Origin of the sequence: Arthrobacter sp. RAF14, from assembly GCF_052114185.1 — a bacterium.
Classification (GTDB): Bacteria; Actinomycetota; Actinomycetes; order Actinomycetales; family Micrococcaceae; genus Arthrobacter_E.
This window is the reverse complement of the sequence record NZ_JBFREG010000001.1, coordinates 1,388,561-1,406,671: the sequence shown is the minus strand read 5'-3', so window position 1 is coordinate 1,406,671 and position 18,111 is coordinate 1,388,561. Positions and strand designations below refer to the sequence as shown.

The 18,111-nt window shown below is 68.5% G+C and carries 22 protein-coding genes, 5 tRNA genes and 1 riboswitch; of the genes, 6 read left to right on the top strand and 21 right to left on the bottom strand.

The window, feature by feature from the left end; genetic code table 11:
• Window positions 1-31: 31 nt before the first annotated feature.
• From trpC to hisI, 5 genes are all read right to left on the bottom strand, one after another.
• Window positions 32-844, bottom strand: a complete 813-nt coding sequence (trpC, locus tag AB4Y75_RS06635; RefSeq protein WP_441435052.1) for an indole-3-glycerol phosphate synthase TrpC — start codon at window positions 842-844, stop codon at window positions 32-34.
• A gap of 3 nt (window positions 845-847) precedes the next feature.
• Window positions 848-1,108: an HGxxPAAW family protein gene (locus AB4Y75_RS06630; RefSeq protein WP_441435051.1), complete on the bottom strand. Its 261-nt coding sequence runs from the start codon at window positions 1,106-1,108 to the stop codon at window positions 848-850.
• Window positions 1,109-1,203: 95 nt separating this feature from the next.
• Window positions 1,204-1,836 (bottom strand): Trp biosynthesis-associated membrane protein, encoded by a 633-nt coding sequence (locus AB4Y75_RS06625; protein WP_441435050.1) that lies wholly within the window; start codon window positions 1,834-1,836, stop codon window positions 1,204-1,206.
• Window positions 1,836-3,413 (bottom strand): anthranilate synthase component I, encoded by a 1,578-nt coding sequence (locus AB4Y75_RS06620; RefSeq protein ID WP_441435049.1) that lies wholly within the window; start codon window positions 3,411-3,413, stop codon window positions 1,836-1,838. The genes AB4Y75_RS06625 and AB4Y75_RS06620 overlap by 1 nt, the downstream gene beginning before the upstream one ends.
• On the bottom strand, window positions 3,413-3,889 hold the full coding sequence (gene hisI, locus AB4Y75_RS06615) for a phosphoribosyl-AMP cyclohydrolase (protein ID WP_441435048.1): 477 nt from the start codon (window positions 3,887-3,889) through the stop codon (window positions 3,413-3,415). The genes AB4Y75_RS06620 and hisI overlap by 1 nt, the downstream gene beginning before the upstream one ends.
• Before the next feature lie 152 nt (window positions 3,890-4,041).
• Between hisI and AB4Y75_RS06610 the strand changes: the two genes are divergently transcribed.
• A complete protein-coding gene (locus AB4Y75_RS06610) occupies window positions 4,042-4,683 on the top strand; it encodes a TIGR03085 family metal-binding protein (RefSeq protein ID WP_441435047.1) in 642 nt (213 codons plus the stop codon).
• A gap of 120 nt (window positions 4,684-4,803) precedes the next feature.
• On the opposite strand, the gene hisF is transcribed toward AB4Y75_RS06610, so the two are convergent.
• The 16 genes from hisF to AB4Y75_RS06530 form a co-directional block, all read right to left on the bottom strand.
• Window positions 4,804-5,583 (bottom strand): imidazole glycerol phosphate synthase subunit HisF, encoded by a 780-nt coding sequence (gene hisF, locus AB4Y75_RS06605; RefSeq protein ID WP_441435046.1) that lies wholly within the window; start codon window positions 5,581-5,583, stop codon window positions 4,804-4,806.
• 28 nt (window positions 5,584-5,611) lie between these two features.
• A complete protein-coding gene (gene hisG / locus AB4Y75_RS06600) occupies window positions 5,612-6,454 on the bottom strand; it encodes an ATP phosphoribosyltransferase (protein ID WP_441435045.1) in 843 nt (280 codons plus the stop codon).
• A 137-nt stretch (window positions 6,455-6,591) separates the two neighbouring features.
• The gene (locus AB4Y75_RS06595; RefSeq protein WP_441435044.1) at window positions 6,592-6,855 is read right to left on the bottom strand and encodes a phosphoribosyl-ATP diphosphatase; all 264 of its coding nucleotides are present in this window, start codon (window positions 6,853-6,855) and stop codon (window positions 6,592-6,594) included.
• A gap of 95 nt (window positions 6,856-6,950) precedes the next feature.
• Window positions 6,951-7,442 carry a 6,7-dimethyl-8-ribityllumazine synthase gene (ribH, locus tag AB4Y75_RS06590; RefSeq protein ID WP_441435043.1) on the bottom strand — a complete coding sequence of 164 codons (492 nt, stop codon included), beginning with the start codon at window positions 7,440-7,442 and terminating at the stop codon, window positions 6,951-6,953.
• A 34-nt stretch (window positions 7,443-7,476) separates the two neighbouring features.
• Window positions 7,477-8,133, bottom strand: coding sequence for a GTP cyclohydrolase II (gene ribA, locus AB4Y75_RS06585; protein ID WP_441435042.1), 657 nt, complete (start codon window positions 8,131-8,133; stop codon window positions 7,477-7,479).
• Between the two features lie 34 nt (window positions 8,134-8,167).
• Window positions 8,168-8,812 carry a 3,4-dihydroxy-2-butanone-4-phosphate synthase gene (gene ribB, locus AB4Y75_RS06580; protein WP_441435041.1) on the bottom strand — a complete coding sequence of 215 codons (645 nt, stop codon included), beginning with the start codon at window positions 8,810-8,812 and terminating at the stop codon, window positions 8,168-8,170.
• Window positions 8,809-9,429 carry a riboflavin synthase gene (locus AB4Y75_RS06575; protein ID WP_441435040.1) on the bottom strand — a complete coding sequence of 207 codons (621 nt, stop codon included), beginning with the start codon at window positions 9,427-9,429 and terminating at the stop codon, window positions 8,809-8,811. The genes ribB and AB4Y75_RS06575 overlap by 4 nt, the downstream gene beginning before the upstream one ends.
• A gap of 9 nt (window positions 9,430-9,438) precedes the next feature.
• The gene (gene ribD, locus AB4Y75_RS06570; protein ID WP_441435039.1) at window positions 9,439-10,509 is read right to left on the bottom strand and encodes a bifunctional diaminohydroxyphosphoribosylaminopyrimidine deaminase/5-amino-6-(5-phosphoribosylamino)uracil reductase RibD; all 1,071 of its coding nucleotides are present in this window, start codon (window positions 10,507-10,509) and stop codon (window positions 9,439-9,441) included.
• Window positions 10,510-11,220 (bottom strand): nicotinamide riboside transporter PnuC, encoded by a 711-nt coding sequence (gene pnuC, locus AB4Y75_RS06565; protein ID WP_441435038.1) that lies wholly within the window; start codon window positions 11,218-11,220, stop codon window positions 10,510-10,512.
• Window positions 11,221-11,295: 75 nt separating this feature from the next.
• A riboswitch (FMN riboswitch) is annotated at window positions 11,296-11,430 on the bottom strand.
• 130 nt (window positions 11,431-11,560) lie between these two features.
• On the bottom strand, window positions 11,561-12,235 hold the full coding sequence (rpe, locus tag AB4Y75_RS06560; protein ID WP_441435037.1) for a ribulose-phosphate 3-epimerase: 675 nt from the start codon (window positions 12,233-12,235) through the stop codon (window positions 11,561-11,563).
• 25 nt (window positions 12,236-12,260) lie between these two features.
• On the bottom strand, window positions 12,261-13,829 hold the full coding sequence (locus AB4Y75_RS06555; protein WP_441435036.1) for an RsmB/NOP family class I SAM-dependent RNA methyltransferase: 1,569 nt from the start codon (window positions 13,827-13,829) through the stop codon (window positions 12,261-12,263).
• Complete coding sequence (fmt, locus tag AB4Y75_RS06550) at window positions 13,826-14,746, bottom strand: methionyl-tRNA formyltransferase (protein WP_441435035.1); 921 nt, start codon at window positions 14,744-14,746, stop codon at window positions 13,826-13,828. Before fmt ends, AB4Y75_RS06555 begins: the two co-directional genes overlap by 4 nt.
• Complete coding sequence (gene def, locus AB4Y75_RS06545) at window positions 14,743-15,342, bottom strand: peptide deformylase (RefSeq protein ID WP_441435272.1); 600 nt, start codon at window positions 15,340-15,342, stop codon at window positions 14,743-14,745. The genes fmt and def overlap by 4 nt, the downstream gene beginning before the upstream one ends.
• Window positions 15,343-15,453: 111 nt before the next feature.
• Entirely contained in the window at window positions 15,454-16,296 is an 843-nt protein-coding gene (locus AB4Y75_RS06540; protein ID WP_441435034.1) for a cytochrome, read from the bottom strand.
• A 146-nt stretch (window positions 16,297-16,442) separates the two neighbouring features.
• Window positions 16,443-16,778, bottom strand: coding sequence for a DUF6966 domain-containing protein (locus tag AB4Y75_RS06535; protein ID WP_441435033.1), 336 nt, complete (start codon window positions 16,776-16,778; stop codon window positions 16,443-16,445).
• Window positions 16,779-17,066: 288 nt separating this feature from the next.
• A tRNA-Val gene (locus tag AB4Y75_RS06530) sits at window positions 17,067-17,138 on the bottom strand.
• A gap of 172 nt (window positions 17,139-17,310) precedes the next feature.
• On the opposite strand from AB4Y75_RS06530, the gene AB4Y75_RS06525 reads away from it, so the two are divergent.
• From AB4Y75_RS06525 to AB4Y75_RS06505, 5 genes are all read left to right on the top strand, one after another.
• Window positions 17,311-17,383: transfer RNA gene (locus AB4Y75_RS06525), tRNA-Gly, on the top strand.
• Window positions 17,384-17,417: 34 nt separating this feature from the next.
• Window positions 17,418-17,488 (top strand) — tRNA-Cys (locus AB4Y75_RS06520).
• Window positions 17,489-17,525: 37 nt separating this feature from the next.
• A tRNA-Val gene (locus tag AB4Y75_RS06515) sits at window positions 17,526-17,597 on the top strand.
• A 20-nt stretch (window positions 17,598-17,617) separates the two neighbouring features.
• Window positions 17,618-17,693, top strand: a tRNA-Gly gene (locus AB4Y75_RS06510).
• A gap of 138 nt (window positions 17,694-17,831) precedes the next feature.
• The gene (locus tag AB4Y75_RS06505; protein ID WP_441435032.1) at window positions 17,832-18,029 is read left to right on the top strand and encodes an antitoxin; all 198 of its coding nucleotides are present in this window, start codon (window positions 17,832-17,834) and stop codon (window positions 18,027-18,029) included.
• Window positions 18,030-18,111 lie beyond the last annotated feature (82 nt).

Here is an 18,111-nt window from a genome sequence, read left to right as displayed (position 1 = left end):
TGGGCATCGCCGGGCGTGTTCGTAGGGCTGTTCAGCCTCGCCGGGCCGGCATGGCACGCGTGCCGGCTTCCCGGAATTCCTGCAGCAGCGCGCGGGGATCCTCGGTGGTGACGAGTGCCTCGCCCACCAGGAGTGCCTGCGCGCCCTGCGAGGCGTAGTGCACGGCGTCCTCGACACCTCGGACACCGGACTCCGCCACGGCGATGGCCCCGGTCGGAATGGCGGATGCCAGACTGCCGAAGACCCCGCGGTCCACCTCAAGGGTCTTGAGATTGCGGACGTTGACGCCGATGATCCGGGCCCCGGCTTCGGCGGCCCGGTCGATCTCCTCGAGCGTGTGGGTCTCCAGCAGCACATTCATACCCAGTTCATGGGCCAGTGCGCTGAAGTCCCTGAGCTGAGCATCGTCCAGTGCGGCGGCGATCAGCAGGATCAGATCCGCGCCGTGGGCGCGAGCCTCCCAGATCTGATACTCATCCACCGTGAAGTCCTTGCGCAGCAGCGGGACGTCCACCTGGGCGCGCACGGCATCGAGATCCGCGAGGCTGCCGTTGAAGCGGCGCTGCTCGGTCAGGACCGAGATCACCGACGCTCCGCCCGAGACGTACTGCTCGGCGAGAGCCGCAGGATCGACGATGCCGGCGAGGTCGCCCTTGGAGGGGCTGCGGCGCTTGATCTCCGCGATGACCTTCAGTCCGGCGTCGGGCTGTCCACCGCCGAGAGCCGCCCAGGCGTCCCGGGCGGGTGCCGCGGCACGCGCGGCGTCCTCGATCACAGCCTGGGACAGCCTGCGGGCCTCAAGGTCTTCGCGGACCCCCGCGATGATGTCGTCGAGGACAGTCACAGATCAGTGGCTGTTCTTGAGCTTGCTGCCGCCGACGCCGTATCCGGCCTTGCGCATGGCGTAGCCGGCCAGGAGGCCGATCACCATGACGCCGATGCCGCCCCAGAAGACCGGCGCGCTGGCCAGGACGTAGGCGATGGACGAGACCAGGGCGCCCACCAGCATGATGGCCACGCAGGTCCAGGCAGCCGGGCTGTTGCCGTGTCCGATCTCGTCCGCGTGGGACCCGGTGGACTGGCCGGCGGAAACAGTGGCTTTGCTCATGGTGATACTCCTCAAGGATGAAACTAACTACATTCTGCCATTGATTGTGCAGGTCGCGGCGCAGCAGGGCCGCCGTGCCCACATGCCGGAAAGGACTAGCTGGGGTCCTGTCCCTTGCTGAGCTGATCCCAGCTGTCGATCGCGTCCAGCGGCGCGTCGTCGGCCGCTTCCTCGGCGACCGGGGAGCGGCTGCCCGCGGACTTGACGGTGGCCCGCGTCCGTCCGCTGGCGCCGTCGTACTTGGTGCTCCCCGCCCAGTGCCGCGAGGCCAGCATCAGCCACGCGGCGCACACGATCAGCAGCGCGCCGAAGATCACCGCGACCAGAGGGAAGGCCGTGAGGCTCACCTGCGCCGGTCCGTTCGCCACCCCGGTCTGACGGCCGATCTCGCCCTGGGCCGCTGAGCGCGGATCGTTCAGCACCGTCAGACCCGCAGAGACGATGCCGATCCCGGACAGGGCGATCGCCACGGCGACCACCCAGCGGGCCACCCGCCCGGCGATGCTGCTGGCGATGGCTCCGGCCACCGCCACCACGGCGAGGGCGGTCACAGCCGTGGCCGCCTTGCTGCCGGCGACGTGGATGTCCGGCATGCGGACACCACTCTGAGCCAGGACGACGTTCACCCAGCTCTGCGTGGTGGTGCCGAAGACCGCGACGGCGCACAGCACCGTCACGAGCACGACGGCGCCCTTGCGTGACCAGCTGGGAGCGGCGGCGCTGCTCATCACTGGCCTTCCGTGAGCGAGGAAGCCAGACCGGGCGCCGCATCATGCAGCGCCGAGGCGAGGTGTGCGGCACGCAGCGGCGCGGCCGCCTTGTTCACGGTCTCCAGGGCCTCGTCCGGTTTGTGGGAGTCCGCCACGATGCCGCCTCCGGCCTGCACGTACGCCTTGCCGTCCAGCAGCAGGGCGGTCCGGATCGCGATGGCCATGTCCATGTCCCCGGCGAAGTCGAGGTACCCCACCACTCCCCCGTAGACGCTGCGCCGGTGCGGCTCCAGCTCGTCCAGGAGGCTCAGTGCCCGCGGCTTCGGCGCTCCGGAGAGCGTGCCCGCCGGGAAGGTGGCGGCCAGCACGTCGTAGGCCGTGGAGCCCTGGGCGAGCTGTCCCACCACGGTGGAGACCAGGTGCATGATGTGGCTGAACCGCTCCACTTCCATGAACTGCGTGACGTCCACGGTGCCTGCGGTGCAGACCCGCGAAAGGTCGTTCCGCGAAAGGTCCACGAGCATGAGGTGCTCCGCGCGTTCCTTGGTGTCCGCGAGGAGTTCCTCGGCCAGGGCGACATCGGCGTCGTGCGTCTTGCCACGCGGCCGGGAGCCGGCGATGGGGTGCGTGATGACTTCACGGTCCGTCACCGTGACGAGGGCCTCGGGGCTGGATCCGACGATCGCGTACTCGCGGCCCTCCGGGTCCTCGAAGTTGCAGAGGTACATGTAGGGGCTGGGGTTGCTGTTGCGCAGCATCCGGTAGACATCCAAGGCGGTCGCTTCGCAGTCCAGTTCGAAGCGGCGCGAGATCACCACCTGGAACACCTCGCCGTCGCGGATGGCCTCCTTGCCGCGATCGATCGCCTCAAGGTACTGCGCTTCCGGCCAGCGGTGCTGCACGGCGGCCTGATAGTCGCGGCTCGGGGCCAGGGCGGACACGGCGGCGGCGGCCGGACGCTGCAGGCGCTCCAGCATGGCATCGAGGCGGCGCACGGCGTCCTGGTACGCCTCGTCCACGCGTTCCGGGCTGTCGTCCATGTTGATGGCGTTCGCCACCAGGAGCACGGAGCCGTCCACATTGTCGTGGACCGCGATGTCGCTCACCAGATTGAGCGCCAGCTCCGGCAGATTGAGGTCATCCTGCGGCGGATGAACCAGGCGTTCCCAGTGCCGCACGGTCTCCCAGCCGACGAAACCCACCAGGCCGGAGGTCAGCGGCGGCAGATCGGCATGGCGCTCGGTGCGCAGAGCCTCCAGCGTGAGGCGCAGAGCCTCGGCCGGATTACCGGAGGTGGGCACGCCCTGGGGCGGCTCACCCTGCCAGAACGCCTCGCCGTCGCGGGTGGTCAGCGTCGCCCGGCTGTGCGCGCCGATGAAGGAGTAACGGCTCCAGGATCCGCCCACGGCGGCCGACTCGAAGAGGAACGTCCCGGGGGTGGCCAAGCCGTCGGCGTCGAGCGCCAGCTTGCGGTACAGGCTGATGGGCGTCTCCGCGTCGGCCAGCACCTTGAGGGTCACCGAGATCACGCGGTGCTCCCGCGCCAGAGCCCGGAACTCATTCAGGCTGGGGGTGAGGGCGGTGGTCTCCAGCACTAGCGTGCACCTTCCGTGGTCGCTTCATCTGCGGTCTGGGCGTCAGAGGGCCGGTCTTCAGACAGCCGCTCATCAGACAGCTGGGGCCCGACGACGGCGGGCAGCTCCCGGCCGTCGAAGCAGGTCCGCGTCCCAGTGTGGCAGGCCGCGCCCACCTGATCGACGCGCACCAGCAGCGCGTCGCCGTCGCAGTCGAGGGCGACGGACTTGACCCACTGCACGTGGCCCGAGGTGTCCCCCTTGCGCCAGTACTCCTGCCGCGAACGGGACCAGAAGGTCACCCGACCGGAGCTGAGCGTGCGGCGGAGCGCTTCGTCGTCCATCCAGCCGAGCATGAGGACTTCACCGCTGTCATGCTGCTGGATGATGGCCGCCACCAGGCCGTGGCCGTCGCGCTTGAGACGCGAAGCCACCTCGGGGGCCAGTTCGGTGGCCGTGGACGCGCCGGGAAGAGGGGGAATGGGCTGTTCAGACATCGCAAACCAGTCTAGTACGGCGGGAGGTGGCGGCCCGCCTTCCGCCGGCTTGGTGACATCCCCTCCCCGGGCCCGCCGCCCGGTGCGCAACGCCGCGTCTCGCAGAGCGTCATGCACCGCCGGGAGCCGGCTCTCGTGTTACGTTCACAGTGATGCGTTTTGTGGCCCCTTCCCGAGAATTCCTGGCCGAGACTTTGCTCGCGGCCGGTCCCGACGCGCCCACCCTCTGTGAGGGCTGGAAGACGCGGCACCTCCTGGCGCACCTGCACCTGCGGGAGAACAGCCCGCGGGTCGCACTCGGCCTTGCGGTGAAGGCTCTGGCGCCCGCCACGGACCAGGCGATCGACGAGCTCGCCGCCACCCTGGACGATGACGCGTACGCCCGGCTCGTGAAACAGTTCCAGGCCGGTCCCTCGCGCTTCTCGCCCTGGGGCATACCCGCCGTGGCCGAACTGGCCAATCTCGCGGAGTACTTCGTCCACGCCGAGGACGTACGCCGCGCCGGCGACCGCTGGGCGCCCCGCGCCCTCGACGACGCTTACGCCGAGGCCCTCTGGACCGATCTGGTGAAGCGCGCCGCACTGCTGTACCGGGGCGTGGATCTCGGGATCGTGCTCGTCCGCCCGAACGGCCCCCGGCACGTCGCCCGTCGCGCGCCGGATTCGGTGGCCATCCTGGGCGACCCCGCCGAGCTCATGATGCACGCCTACGGACGCGCCTCGCATGCGCTCGTCTCGTTCGAAGGCCAGCCGGACGCCGTCGCGCTGCTCCGCTCGGCCACGCTCGGAGCCTGAGCCGGGGCCAGACGTCGGCCTCGGCACTCGTGAACAGCAGAGGGACCCTGCCGCTGGGCAGGGTCCCTCTGCTGTATCACCGGGGCACTCAGCCATCGGTGGGCACTCAGTCCCCGAAGGTCACCGGACTTCGTACCCGGCTTCCCGGATGGCCGTCTTGACCTGGGCGATCATGTCGTCGGGCCCGAAGTGGAACATCGAGGCGGCGAGCACTGCGTCCGCGCCCGCTTCGATCGCGGGCGGGAAGTGCTCCGGGACGCCCGCACCGCCCGAGGCGATCAGCGGGATGTTCACCGCGGCCCGCACGGCGCGGATCATCTCCAGGTCGAAGCCGTCCTTGGTGCCGTCGGCGTCGATCGAGTTCAGCAGGATCTCCCCCACGCCGCGGTCGGCGGCCTCCCGGGCCCAGGCGATGGCGTCGATGCCGGTCCCCTGGCGACCGCCGTGGGTGGTCACCTCGAAGCCGGACGGGGTGCCGTCGCCCGCACCCTCCGGGACGCGGCGCGCATCCACAGAAAGCACGAGCACCTGGGAGCCGAAGTGCCGGGTGATCTCGTCGATCACGTCGGGACGCGCGACGGCGGCGGTGTTGATGGACGCCTTGTCCGCGCCGTAGCGCAGGAGCTTGTCCACCTCGGCCACGCCGCGCACGCCGCCACCCACGGTGAGCGGGATGAAGATCTCCTCCGCGGTGCGGCGGACCACGTCGAACGTGGTCTCCCGGTTCCCGGAACTCGCGGTGACGTCCAGGAACGTCAGCTCATCGGCGCCGGCACGGTCGTAGCGATGGGCCAGCTCCACCGGATCCCCGGCGTCGCGGAGACCTTTGAAGTTGACTCCCTTGACCACGCGGCCTGCGTCGACGTCAAGGCACGGGATGACGCGGATGGCGACTGCCATGGTTCCTCCTGGGTTCTCGTCCGGTGGCTCAGATGCGGCAGGCGTGGATGCTGCTCACCAGGATGGCGCGGGCGCCCAGATCGTAGAGCTCGTCCATGATCTGGTTGGTGGACTTCTTGAGCACCATGGAGCGCACGGCCACCCATTCGGAGTCGCGCAGCGGGGACACGGTCGGGGACTCGAGCCCAGGCGTCAGCGCCGCGGCCTCCTCCACCAGGTCCTTGCGGATGTCGTAGTCCACCAGGACGTACTGACGGGCCACGAGGACGCCCTGGAGACGTCGGATCAGGACGTCGGCTGCCGGGTTGTGCTCCCCGGGACGGCCGATCAGCACGGCCTGGGACTTCAGGATCGGCTCGCCGAAGATCTCCATCCCGGCGGCCTTGAGGGTGTTGCCGGTCTCGACCACATCGGCGATCGCGTCGGCCACGCCGAGCCGCACCGAGGATTCGACGGCGCCGTCCAGACGGACCACCTTGGCCTCGATCCCGAGATTGGCCAGGTAATCCCGGAGCAGGCCGTCGTAGCTGGTGGCCAGACGCTTGCCGGCCAGCTGCTCCACCGTCTGGAAGTCGCCGACCGGACCTGCGAAGCGGAACGTGGACGCGGCGAAACCGAGCTCGAGCATCTCGACGGCGTCCACCTGGGCGTCCAGAAGGAGGTCCCGGCCGGTGATCCCGACGTCCAGGGTTCCCTGCCCCACGTAGACGGCGATATCGCGGGGCCGGAGGAAGAAGAACTCCACGTCATTGTCGGGATCGACCATGACGAGTTCACGGTTGTCCCGGCGCTGACGGTAGCCGGCTTCGGCCAGCATCGCCGCGGCGGCTTCGGAAAGGGATCCTTTATTGGGAACTGCTACACGCAACATAGGTCTTCAAGCATCTTTCGTGTCCGGGCCCTCGGCCCGCAGTGGTCTGTGAACTGGAGAGACGTGTGCCGTCCCGTCCTGCGGGAAGGCAGGGCCGGGAACGACGCCAGCCGCCGGGCGCTTGCCGCGCCGAGCGGCTAGAGATGCTTGTAGACGTCTTCGAGGGTCAGGCCTTTGGCGACCATCAGGACCTGGAGGTGGTACAGCAGCTGGGAGATCTCCTCCGCGGCTGCCTCATCGGATTCGTACTCCGCCGCCATCCAGACTTCGGCGGCCTCTTCCACAACCTTCTTGCCGATCCCGTGCACGCCCGAATCCAGTTCGGCGACAGTACGCGAACCTTCGGGCCGGGTGACGGCTTTTTCGCTCAATTCAGCGAAGAGCGCCTCGAAATTCTTCACGTCTCATACCCTACTGTGAACCGGGCCCCCGGCCCGAAACGGGCCGGGGGCGTTACAAAACGGCCAGGGGTGATCTTCCCCACCCCTGATCTGCCTCAGTCCTGCTGGGCCAGCGTGGAACGCAGTGTCAGCGCGGTGGCCACCGCCGCTTCCAGCGCCTCGCGGCCCTTGTCCTCGGACGAGCCCGGAAGCCCGGCCCGGTCCAGCGCCTGCTGCTCGTTGTCACAGGTCAGGACGCCGAAGCCCACCGGCACTCCGGTGTTCACCGACACCTGGGTCAGGCCGAGAGTGGCGGACTGACACACGTAGTCGAAGTGCGGGGTGCCACCACGGATGACCACGCCGAGCGCCACGAGGGCGTCGAAGTGCGGGGCCAGGCGCGCCGCGGCGACGCTGAGTTCGAACGTGCCTGGGACGGTGACCACCGTGACGTCGGTGAGCCCGGCGTCGTCGGCCGCCGCCTGGGCGCCTGCCAGCAGACCGTCCATCACCTCACGATGCCAGCTCGCGGCGATGACGGCCACGCGCAGCGGCTGCTGCTCCGCGCCCGCGTCGAGGGTGATGGTGGGTGCTCCGTGGCCGCTCATGCGGTGCTCACTTTCTGTTCGTGCTGGGTGGTCATCAGGAATTCGCTCCGGGGATCTCCACGTCCGGGATCTCCAGGGTGAGCCGGTGGTCCATGCGGTCCTTCTTGGTGCGCAGGTACCGGACGTTCTCCTCGCGGCTGGGCACCTCGGTGGGGACCATCTCCACCACCGTCACACCGGCGGCCGCGAGCCGCTGTTCCTTGTCCGGGTTGTTGCTGAGAAGACGGATCTCCGTCAGCCCCATCTCCGCCAGGATCTGGGCCGCCGCCTTGTAGCATCGCGCGTCCACGGGCAGGCCGAGCTGCTCGTTGGCCTCCACCGTGTCGAAGCCGGCCTCCTGCAGGGCGTACGCCTTGATCTTGTTGGCCAGGCCGATGCCGCGGCCTTCCTGGCCGCGGAGGTAGAGCAGCGTGCCGCCCTGGTCGCGGATCAGGTTCAGCGCCAGGGCGAGCTGTTCACCGCAATCACACCGGTACGAGCCGAAGACGTCGCCGGTGAGGCACTCCGAATGGAGCCGCACCAGCGGCGCCTGCCCGTCACTGGGCGGGTTGGGGGAACTGACGGCCAGATGTTCCACTCCGGTTGCCTCATCGGTCCAGGCCTGGGCCACGAACTCCCCGAAGGCCGTGGGCAGTTTCACGATGGGCCCCGAGCTGACGGGGTGCTTCCCACTGTAGTGTTCCGGACTCATTGTTCCTCCTCTTGTTCCACCATGCTGCGCTCTGTCATGCCTGCTCGCCTCCGGACCGGAGGTACGCCGCGAGATCGGCGATGGACACCAGAGGACAGCCGTGGGCCGCTGCGAACTCACGCAGCGCATCCAGGCGCATCATCTCGCCGTCGTCGTGGACGATCTCGGCGATGACCCCCGCCTCCTGGACACCGGCCAGACGACAGAGGTCCACGGCCGCCTCGGTGTGTCCAGGGCGTTCGAGCACTCCACCCTTAACGGCTCGCAGCGGGAAAATATGCCCGGGCCGGGTGAGTTCGTCCGGCCGGGTCTGCGGGCTGGCCAGGAGATTCACCGTCAGAGACCGGTCCGTCGCCGAGATGCCGGTGCTCACACCGGTCGCCGCGTCGCAGCTGACGGTGTACGCGGTGCCCTTGGCGTCCTGGTTGTCCTCCACCATGGGCGGCAACTCCAGCCGGTCCGCCTGCTCCCCGGTCAGCGGCACACAGATCACCCCGGAGCTGTGCCTGATGGTCCAGCCCATCAGCTGCGGCGTGGAGTGCTGGGCGGCGAAGATGATGTCGCCTTCGTTCTCACGGTCCTCGTCATCCACCACGACGACGGCGCGTCCCGACGCGATCGCGGCGATCGCGTCCTCGATGGGGTCCAGGCCGAGCGGCCCGGTGCTCGTGCCGCTCACCGGCGCGCTCCGTCCAGGAAGGAGAGCAGGCGCTCGGCATACTTCGCCAGGACGTCCACCTCGAGGTTGACGCCCTCCCCCGGTTTCTTGGCGCCCAGCCCGGTCTCGGCGAGGGTGATCGGGATGAGGCCCACCTCGAACCACTGCTCGGGCTCGGACGCCGGGCTGACGGCGGTGACGGTGAGGGAGACGCCGTCGATCGCAATGGAGCCCTTTTCGGCGACATAGCGGGCCAGCGGGGTGGGGATGCTGAAGCGCAGCCGGTCCCAATTGCCCTGGTTCTCCCGTTCGAGGAGGGCGCCCACACCGTCCACGTGGCCCTGCACCACGTGCCCGTCGAGGCGTCCTCCGGCCGGCACGCAGCGTTCGAGATTGACCTGGTCGCCGGGCTCGAGCGAACCGATCGTGGTGCGGACGAGGGTCTCCCCCATGACGTCCACGTCGATGCGGCCGCCTTCACGGGTGATGGCGGTGAGACAGACGCCATTGACGGCGATCGACCCGCCCAGACCGAGGTCGTCGGCCAGAGTGGGGACGTCGAGGGTCAGCACGGCGCTGCCGTCCTGCTGCTGGAGCGCGGCGACGGTGCCGCGCTCGGCGATGATTCCGGTGAACATGGTGCTTCCTTAATGCTGCGGCGCGGCCGGTTGAAGGTGGAGGCGGAGGTCGCGGCCCAGATGCCGCACAGCGCCTCCGTCGGAGTGATCCCAGTCCCAGGACTGGGCTTCGGAGAGGGTGTGGATGCCCAGCCCGGCCACGGAGTTCTTCCCCGAGCCGAGGAGGGTGGGCGCCTGGTAGACCACGAGTTCATCCACCAGGCCCGCGCTGAGGAAGGCCCCGATGATCCGGCTGCCTCCTTCGACCATGACGTGGCGGACGCCTCGTTCGAAGAGTTCGGCCAGGGCCTCGGAGGGATTCCGCGTCGCCAGATGGACGGCACGGCCGTCATCGCCGAGGATCGCCGCGTTCTCAGGGATCGGATGCAGGCCCATCACCGCGCGGAGCGGCTGATGCCCGGCGAGCGAACCGTCCGGGGTGCGGGCGGTCAGGCGAGGATCGTCGATGGCGACGGTGCCGGTCCCGACCAGGATCGCGTCGATCCGCTGCCGGATCGCATGATTGTCGCGCAGTGACTCGGGGCCGGAGATCCACTGGCTGGTCCCGTCCTCGGCGGCGATGCGCGCGTCCAGCGTCTGGGCGATGTGCAGGGTCACGAACGGGCGCCGCTCGACGACGGCGGCGAACCAGCGGGCGTTCAGCTCGCGGGCTCGTTCGGCGTCCAGTCCGCTCTCCACCTGGATCCCGGCGGCGCGAAGTGTCGCGGCACCTCCTGCCGCGGGATCGTGGGGATCGTCGATCGCGTAGATGACCCGGGACAGCCCGGCCTCGATGATCGCCTGGGCGCACGGCCCCGTGCGGCCCTGATGATTGCATGGTTCCAGGGTGACCAGGATGGTCCCGCCCGTGACGTCGATGCCGTGCTCCCTCGCAGTCGCCAGTGCGTCCGCTTCCGCGTGGGCAGTCCCCGCGCCCCGGTGGTGGCCCACGCTGAGAACGCGGCCTTCGGGGTCGAGGATCACGGCGCCCACGAGGGGGTTGGCTCCCCGCGGGCCGTTGAGCGCGGCGTCCAGGGCCTGGCTCATCGCGGTCCGTTCGATGTCGCTGAAGGGGGCTCCGCTCTGCTGCCGGCCGCCCATTCAGCGCACCTCCGCCGTGGCGGCCGCGCCGTCGTCGTGGGTGTATCCGGGAGGCGCCTGCGCCTCCCGTTTCTGCGCCCGCATCCAGACGAAGAACCCGACCAGTGTGAAGACGCCGTAGAAGAGGTACATGAAGCCGCTGGCGTAGTACCCGGCGCTGAACAGCAGGGGCACGCCCACGATGTCCACGGCCACCCAGATGAGCCAGAACTCGGTCCAGCCCTTGGCCATGCCGAAGGTCGCCAGAAGCGAACCCACGAAGGTCCACGCATCCGCCCAGACGGGAGGGTAGGAGCCGAGCAACGAGAACAGAGGAGTCAGAAGGCCCGTTCCGAGGAAGAGCGCCACCACCAGACCGACACGGGTCCGGGCGCCCGCCCAACGGGGCACCAGCGCCACGCCGTGACTGTCGGCATCGCGTTTGCCCTGCCGCCAGCGGATCCATCCGAAGACGGCCACGGCGATGAACATGACCTGACGGCCCGCCTGGCCCCACAGCGTGGCGGGGGCGGCGGCGCCGAACACATTGCCCAGGAAGACCGTGAGCAGGAGCAGATTGCCCACGATGCCCACGGGCCAGGCCCAGACCCGGCGGCGCATGCCACCGAGGGCACTGGCCAGGCCGAAAACATTACCGAGAACTTCACGTAGCAGAAGCGCCGTCCCACCGAGTGGGATCTGCGCTTCGAAGAGCCACCGCAAGAGGTCCATGTCTCACCCTTTCACGAGAACCGCGGCGGCTCCGGGGGCGACGACAAGGACGCACGGGACAGACCCGTGGCTTGTGTTCGTGCTTCTCCCATCCAGACTTTAACTGTCGGTGCCGGAATTTCACCGGCTCAACCGGCAAGCCGATGAAGGCCTGACGGGTCGCGGACTATAACCGCCGGTTCGGACTTTCACCGACCCCGGAGCACGATTGATCAAATTGTGTCTGCTCCCTCACCATGAGGCGATGGAGCAGGATTTCATATTCTCATAAGTCCGGGGGCCGCCGGTTCATTCCCGGCGGCCCCCGGAAACATTTCGTCAGGAACGGGTCAGGAACGGGTCAGGAACGGATTCCGGACCAGGCGCTCTCCGCCACCTCACGCAATCGCGTGATGGCACGCTCCGGATCCTCCGCCCCGTACACCGAACTGCCGGCCACGAAGACGTTCGCCCCGGCCTCGGCGGCACGGACGATGGTCTCCTCCGTGACACCGCCGTCCACCTGCAACTGGACCGCCGCCCCGCTGCCGTCGATCGCGGCGCGTGCGCGCCGGATCTTGGGCAGGGTGACGTCCAGGAAGCTCTGCCCGCCGAAACCCGGTTCCACGGTCATCACCAGGATCATGTCGAACTCATGGAGCAGGTCCAGGTACGGTTCCACGGGGGTGGCCGGACGGAGGGCCAGGCCCGCCTTCGCACCACGGGCACGCAGCTCACGGGCGAGCTTGATGGGTGCGGTGGCCGCCTCGGCATGGAAGGTGACGGACGCCAGGCCCGCGTCCGCGAAACCGGGAGCCCAGCGGTCCGGATCCTCGATCATGAGATGAGCATCCAGCGGGATGGGGCTCACCGCCTGGATCCGGGACGCCACGGGCAGGCCCAGGGTCAGATTCGGCACGAAGTGGTTGTCCATGACATCCACGTGGACCGCGTCGGCCGAAGCGATCCTGTCCAGCTCCGCCTGGAGGTTGACGAAGTCGGCGGACAGGATGCTCGGGTTGATGCAACAGCGCATACGTTCTCCTTCTGGGGCTGGACGCTCAGGCCTGGGCCGGGGCGGGACTCTTCTTGCGGAGCAGGGCCAGGAACATGGCGTCCGTCCCGTGCTGGTGGGGCCAGAGCTGGACGTATCCGCCGTGTGCGGCGGACAGTGACTCCACGCGAGCCACCCCGTCGATCACGGGTCCGGCATCCAGGAGTTCCAGGTCGTCGCGGCGCTTGAGGACGTCATCCACCACCATGCGCGTCTCGGCGAGATGCGGAGAGCACGTCACATAGGCGACCACGCCTCCGGGGCGCGTCGCCTGGAGCGCCGAGTCCAGAAGCTGCCGTTGCAACGGGCCGAGTTCCGTCAGGTCCTGAGGCGTGCGGCGCCAGCGGGATTCCGGGCGTCGGCGCAGCGCGCCGAGTCCGGTGCACGGGACGTCGACCAGAACGCGGTCGAACTGCTCCGGGAACTCCTCGCCGACCTTCCGGCCGTCACCGGTGCGGACTTCCCAGCGCTCCTCCGGTACGGGCTGGAGGGCCTTGCGGACCAGTTCGGCCCGGTGCTGCTGCGCCTCATTGGCCAGCAGCGACGCGTCCTGGTCGATCGCCAGCGCGGCGAGCAGGGCCGCCTTGCCACCGGGGCCGGCGCACAGGTCGAGCCAGCGCTCGGGGCCGCCGTCGCCGCCCTCCACCGGTGCGGCCACCAGGGCACGGGCCACGAGCTGGGAACCGACGTCCTGCACTCGGACCACGCCTTCGCGCACGGCGGGGATCCTGGCGAGATCGCCACCGGCGGACAGCCAGGAGCCGTCGAGGAGAGGACCGGGTTCGGCTCCGCTGCCGTCGAGATCGTCCGGAGCGGCGAGGGACGGGAGCTCGACGAGGTTCACCACGGGTGCCTCGTTGTCGGCGGCCAGGAGGTCCTCGATCTCGGTCACCTCGTGACCGTGGCCCACCAGCGCCTGCCGCAGAGCACGCACGATCCACGCCGGGTGGGCGTGCCGCAGCGCGAGCTGATCCACGGCGTCGGGCGTCCGGGACGCGATGTCATCCAGCCATTCCTCCAGGCTGTGGGCGCTGACCTTGCGCAGCACGGCGTTCACCAGGCCCGACGGGCCGGCGCCGATCACGGCACGGGTCAGTCCGACGCTCTCGTCGAGGGCGGCGTGCGCGGGGACGCGCATGCCGAGCAACTGGTGAGCACCCAGTCGCAGCACGTCCAGCACGGCCGGATCAAGTGCCGCCAGCGGCCGGTCGACGCACTCCGCCAGGATCGCGTCGTAGCTGCCCTGACCCCGCAAGGTGCCATAGGCGAGTTCCGTGGCGAAGGCGGCGTCCCGGCGTTCCAGCCGATGGTCCCGGATCAGACCGGGCAGCACGAGGTTCGCATAGGCATCCGCGCCGGATACCGCCCGGAGCACCTCGAAGGCGACCAGGCGGGCCGGATCGGCGCGCCGGGAACGCTGCGACGGCGCCGCGCTGCTGAACTGCCGGCCACCGGAACCGTTGCCTCTGTGCCGTTCGCGGCCCTGGGCGTTCCTGCGACCGGAATCCCGGCCACCGCCGGAGCGGCCTGCTCCCCCGCCGCCTCTGGACTGGGGCGTGCCCCGCTGCTGACTCATTCGAAGGTCACTTTCTCCAGGGCGGCCAGGCCACGGGCCCAGTCGCGGGCTGACATCATGCGTTTACCGCTGGGCTGCACCTCAAGCAGCTCCAGCCCGTGGCTGCCGGTGCCGGCCACCACGGATTTGCCCACCAGGCGCAGCGTTCCGGGAGCCAGGTCCCGGACGTCCGGGCGCGGTACCAGGGCGCCGATCTTGAAACGCTGCCCGTCGAGCAGCGTCCAGGCTCCCGGTTCGGGGGTCACCCCCCGCGCGCGGCGGTGAAGGGACACGGCCGGAAGGGACCAGTCGAGCCGGCCGTCCTCCAGCGAAAGCTTGGGAGCCAGGGTCGGCGTGCCCTCCTGCGGTCGGGCTTCGGCCCGCCCGGAGGCGATGGCCGACAGGGTCTGTGCCAGGAGGATGGCACCGCTCACCGAGAGTCGCTCCAGCACCGCGCCGCTCGTGTCATCGGGCCGGGCCGACTCGGTCATGGTGCCGAACACGGGACCGGTGTCGAGGCCCGCCTCCAATTGGAAGGTGGAGGCGCCCAGCACATCATCGCCATGGATGATGGCGTGCTGCACGGGAGCCGCGCCGCGCCAAGCAGGCAGCAGGGAGAAGTGCAGGTTGATCCAGCCGTGTTCCAGGGCGTCGAGGGCCGGCTGAGGCACCAGACCTCCGAAGGCCACGATCGCCCCGATCTCCGCACCGGTCGCCACGATGCGCTCAGTCACCTCGGGCGTGATGCGTGCGGCCTTGATGACCTCGAGGCCCAGCTCTTCGGCGCGCTGCGCGACGGGCGAAGGAGTAAGGACGCGCTTCCGGCCCAACGGGGCGTCCGGGCGGGTCAGGACACCCACCACCTCGAAGCCCGAGTCGATCAGGCGGTCGAGCGACGGGACGGCGACGGCGGGCGTGCCCGCGAACAGGACCTTCACAGCGCTTGCCCGAAGGCGCCGCGGCCACCGGAGGCCGACGACGGCGCCTTGCTGAAGGAGGAGGCCACCGAACCGGCGCGCTGATCCACCGTCGCCCGCTCGGCAGCCGAGTATTCGCCGCTGCGCAGGGCCTTGAGCGCTCGACGCCGCTCCTCACCGGACAGGCGGTCGATGAACAGGATCCCATCCAGGTGGTCCGTCTCGTGCTGGAAGCACCGGGCCAGCATCCCCTCGGCGGTCAGTTCCACCGGGTTGCCGTCCCGGTCGATCCCGCGCACCGTGGTCTGCCGGAACCGGCGGACCGGAGCGGAGATGCCGGGCACGGACAGGCACCCTTCCCGCTCGTCCGGCTGGTGGTCCTCGCTGTTCACGAGCACGGGGTTGATCACGTGGCCCTTCACGCCGTCGATGTTGAAGGTGAAGATCCGCTGCCCCACACCCACCTGCGGCGCCGCGAGCCCGGCCCCGTGGACGTCCTCCATGGTCTCGAGCATGTCGTCCACCAATTGATGGACGGCTGGTGAGATGTCGGTGACTTCCTCGGCCTTGGTCCGGAGGACCGGATCGCCGAGAGTCCTGATGCCGAGAACGGCCATGGAGTGGACCTCCTGTGTAAGGTGCTGACGGATCGCTGTGGCGCCCTGCGCCACCCTGTCTATTCTACGGACCGGCGGCAGACGCCACGGCTGACGAGTCCCGGGAGCGCGCTAGGCGCGCGGCGGGGCGAGCGGAAGCAGTGCCGAACTCTCCTGAAGCAGATCCTGGTTGAGCTGCCACACCCTCTTCAGCGCACAGAACTTCCACCAGTGATGCTTGAGGACTTCGGGGTTCGCCCGCTGGGGCCGGACCTCGGTCTCCCCCACGGCCACGGCGATGAGCAACGGACCCGCCCCGTGCTGCCAGGCCTCCCATTCTCCGAGTTCGGGATCCACCAGGCTCTCCTCGGCCTTCATGCCGGCCACCAGCTGCATGACCACCTTGTCATCCAGTGCCTTGACCTGGCCGTCACGCGTCGTTCCCTTGGTCTTGTAGTCGATCAGGCAGGTGCGGCCGTTGATCTCCGCCACCAGATCCAGGGTGCCGGCATAGCCGACCTCGTGATTCCACACGGTGATCTCGGGAGCGATCGGCCGGACGTCGTACGCCTTCCACCATTCATCGAAGCGGTCCGCGAACGCCTGCTCGCCGTTCTGAGCCAGAAGATCGCGCGCGCCGTCGACGTCGTGCTCGCGATCCAGACGGCGGAGCGCCACCTGCTCGCAGTAGTTATGGACGCGGTCGCCTCGTTCGGCCGCGGCGTCACGGTAGACGGCGGCGGCATTGGCGGCCCGCTGCACCGCCTGGCGGAGCTTCGCGGGACTGTTCAGAGCGGATTGGAGCGTCACGTCCTGGGCCAGGGCGTTCGCACCCATGTAGCCGAACCAGCCGTCCAGGCCGTGCGGCTGCTGGGCGATCACGGTGGTGATCGACGGGACGACAGGTTCTTCACGCGTGCTGCGCGCATACATCCGGCCCGTATCGGTGGCCCGGGCAAGCATTGGTGCGGTCATGTCTTCACTTTCCCATAGCCTGCCGACATTCCTTCAGGCGGCCCCGGCCGCGGGGAACGTGCTCCGGAGGGTCGGACGGGCTGGAGGCGGTGAATCTGAAGGACGCACCATCCGTCCCGGCCGACGTCTTCCTTGCTAGCCGGACCTTACTGCCCGGAGTCCTCGTCCTGGAGCAGCCAGACGGCATCCTCATACACCGATGATGTCAATCGTGCGAGCCGCCGGTTGGCGGCAGCCGCTTCGGAGTCGGTCAGGAGATGCCCGTGATGCGGACTGATGACCACATCATTGAGGCTGCCCATGCCCCCAAAGGCGCTTCTCACCCGTCCCGGAGCTCGAGGGTCGCCGCTCTGAAGCAGGGACACGCAATGATCGGCCCAGGAACTCCAGCGTGTCACGCCGTACTTCTCCAGGAGCCGCGCCAGGGCCGACAGCTCACGCCCGAGCCGCGCGACGCGACGGCTGCGCTGTTTCCGGCTCATGAAACCGGCACGCGGCTGCGGAGGCGCTCGGCTCCGGTCTGATGATTTGTCTGTGCGTCGCTCTTCACGTCAGTCCCTTCCGTCAACGAGTGGTGCGCACAGCCTAGTCGGCGAACGACAGGACACCGGCCTCGCCGCCAGGAGCGGCATCGCGTGCGCCGGGGCCATACCCACGGAAGAGCTGAGGCAGGAGCACGGTGAAGAATCCACCTTCATCGGAGTCGATGAGCGACCACGAAAAAGCCCCTTCTCCTGCGAAATCTCGCGGGAGAAGGGGCTTTGCAAGGGTGGGCGATACTGGGTTCGAACCAGTGACCTCTTCGGTGTGAACGAAGCGCGCTACCACTGCGCCAATCGCCCTTGCGTTCTGCAACGCTTAGAAACTCTAGACCATGATCGAGCCGAACGCCAATCGATGATTCCGACGCGCGGAAGGCCGCGGGATTTGAACAAACAGGCCTCCGTCCTATAGAGTTTTTCTTCGTTGGAAAGCGGCCTTCTCCCCTGGTGGGACAGGGCCGGAAAACCTTCTGCGGACGTAGCTCAGCTGGTAGAGCACCACCTTGCCAAGGTGGATGTCGCGAGTTCGAATCTCGTCGTCCGCTCGCAGGACACTGTCTGAAGGGAAACCTTCTGCACGGTGGGTTGGCCGAGAGGCGAGGCAGCGGCCTGCAAAGCCGTATACACGGGTTCGAATCCCGTACCCACCTCGGTGAAAACCCTGGGTCCACTTCGGTGGATATCTAGGGGCGATTGGCGCAGCGGTAGCGCGCTTCCCTGACACGGAAGAGGTCACTGGTTCGATCCCAGTATCGCCCACGGACACGCAAGTGTTCCATGCGGACGTAGCTCAGCTGGTAGAGCACCACCTTGCCAAGGTGGATGTCGCGAGTTCGAATCTCGTCGTCCGCTCCACCTTCTCCCCCGGCCCTTCTGCGGTCAGGATGAAGATCTGAAAGACCACCTTCGGGTGGTCTTTTTCTTTTCCCCTCTTTCCACTATGCTCGTGGATCGAACGGGGCGTCTGGCCCCGCCAACGGAAAGGAGGTGCCTGTGTCTGTCTTTGACGATCTGAAGGGCAAGGCCCAGGATCTGGTCCAGGGCAACGAGCAGGCCATCAAGGATGGCATCGAGAAGGTCGGCGACTTTATCGATGAGAAGACCGGTGGCAAGTTCGCTGGCCAGGTGGACGCAGTCCAGGATGGCGCTTCCAACTTCGTGGAGAACCTCGAAGGCAAGGACAACGCCTAGGCCGGAAGCCTGAGGCGCCCAAAGCATTTGTCAAGCGAGGCGCCGGTACTGCCGAGAGGCAGCACCGGCGCTTTGGCGTTTA

Bases quoted from the DNA above. Each gene is read 5' to 3' on its own strand.
- AB4Y75_RS06630 (WP_441435051.1), bottom strand. From the start codon at position 1,108: ATGAGCAAAGCCACTGTTTCCGCCGGCCAGTCCACCGGGTCCCACGCG.
- AB4Y75_RS06625 (WP_441435050.1), bottom strand. From the start codon at position 1,836: ATGAGCAGCGCCGCCGCTCCCAGCTGGTCACGCAAGGGCGCCGTCGTG.
- hisI (WP_441435048.1), bottom strand. From the start codon at position 3,889: ATGTCTGAACAGCCCATTCCCCCTCTTCCCGGCGCGTCCACGGCCACC.
- AB4Y75_RS06610 (WP_441435047.1), top strand. From the start codon at position 4,042: ATGCGTTTTGTGGCCCCTTCCCGAGAATTCCTGGCCGAGACTTTGCTC.
- hisF (WP_441435046.1), bottom strand. From the start codon at position 5,583: ATGGCAGTCGCCATCCGCGTCATCCCGTGCCTTGACGTCGACGCAGGC.
- hisG (WP_441435045.1), bottom strand. From the start codon at position 6,454: ATGTTGCGTGTAGCAGTTCCCAATAAAGGATCCCTTTCCGAAGCCGCC.
- ribH (WP_441435043.1), bottom strand. From the start codon at position 7,442: ATGAGCGGCCACGGAGCACCCACCATCACCCTCGACGCGGGCGCGGAG.
- ribA (WP_441435042.1), bottom strand. From the start codon at position 8,133: ATGAGTCCGGAACACTACAGTGGGAAGCACCCCGTCAGCTCGGGGCCC.
- AB4Y75_RS06575 (WP_441435040.1), bottom strand. From the start codon at position 9,429: ATGTTCACCGGAATCATCGCCGAGCGCGGCACCGTCGCCGCGCTCCAG.
- ribD (WP_441435039.1), bottom strand. From the start codon at position 10,509: ATGGGCGGCCGGCAGCAGAGCGGAGCCCCCTTCAGCGACATCGAACGG.
- pnuC (WP_441435038.1), bottom strand. From the start codon at position 11,220: ATGGACCTCTTGCGGTGGCTCTTCGAAGCGCAGATCCCACTCGGTGGG.
- rpe (WP_441435037.1), bottom strand. From the start codon at position 12,235: ATGCGCTGTTGCATCAACCCGAGCATCCTGTCCGCCGACTTCGTCAAC.
- AB4Y75_RS06555 (WP_441435036.1), bottom strand. From the start codon at position 13,829: ATGAGTCAGCAGCGGGGCACGCCCCAGTCCAGAGGCGGCGGGGGAGCA.
- def (WP_441435272.1), bottom strand. From the start codon at position 15,342: ATGGCCGTTCTCGGCATCAGGACTCTCGGCGATCCGGTCCTCCGGACC.
- AB4Y75_RS06540 (WP_441435034.1), bottom strand. From the start codon at position 16,296: ATGACCGCACCAATGCTTGCCCGGGCCACCGATACGGGCCGGATGTAT.
- AB4Y75_RS06535 (WP_441435033.1), bottom strand. From the start codon at position 16,778: ATGAGCCGGAAACAGCGCAGCCGTCGCGTCGCGCGGCTCGGGCGTGAG.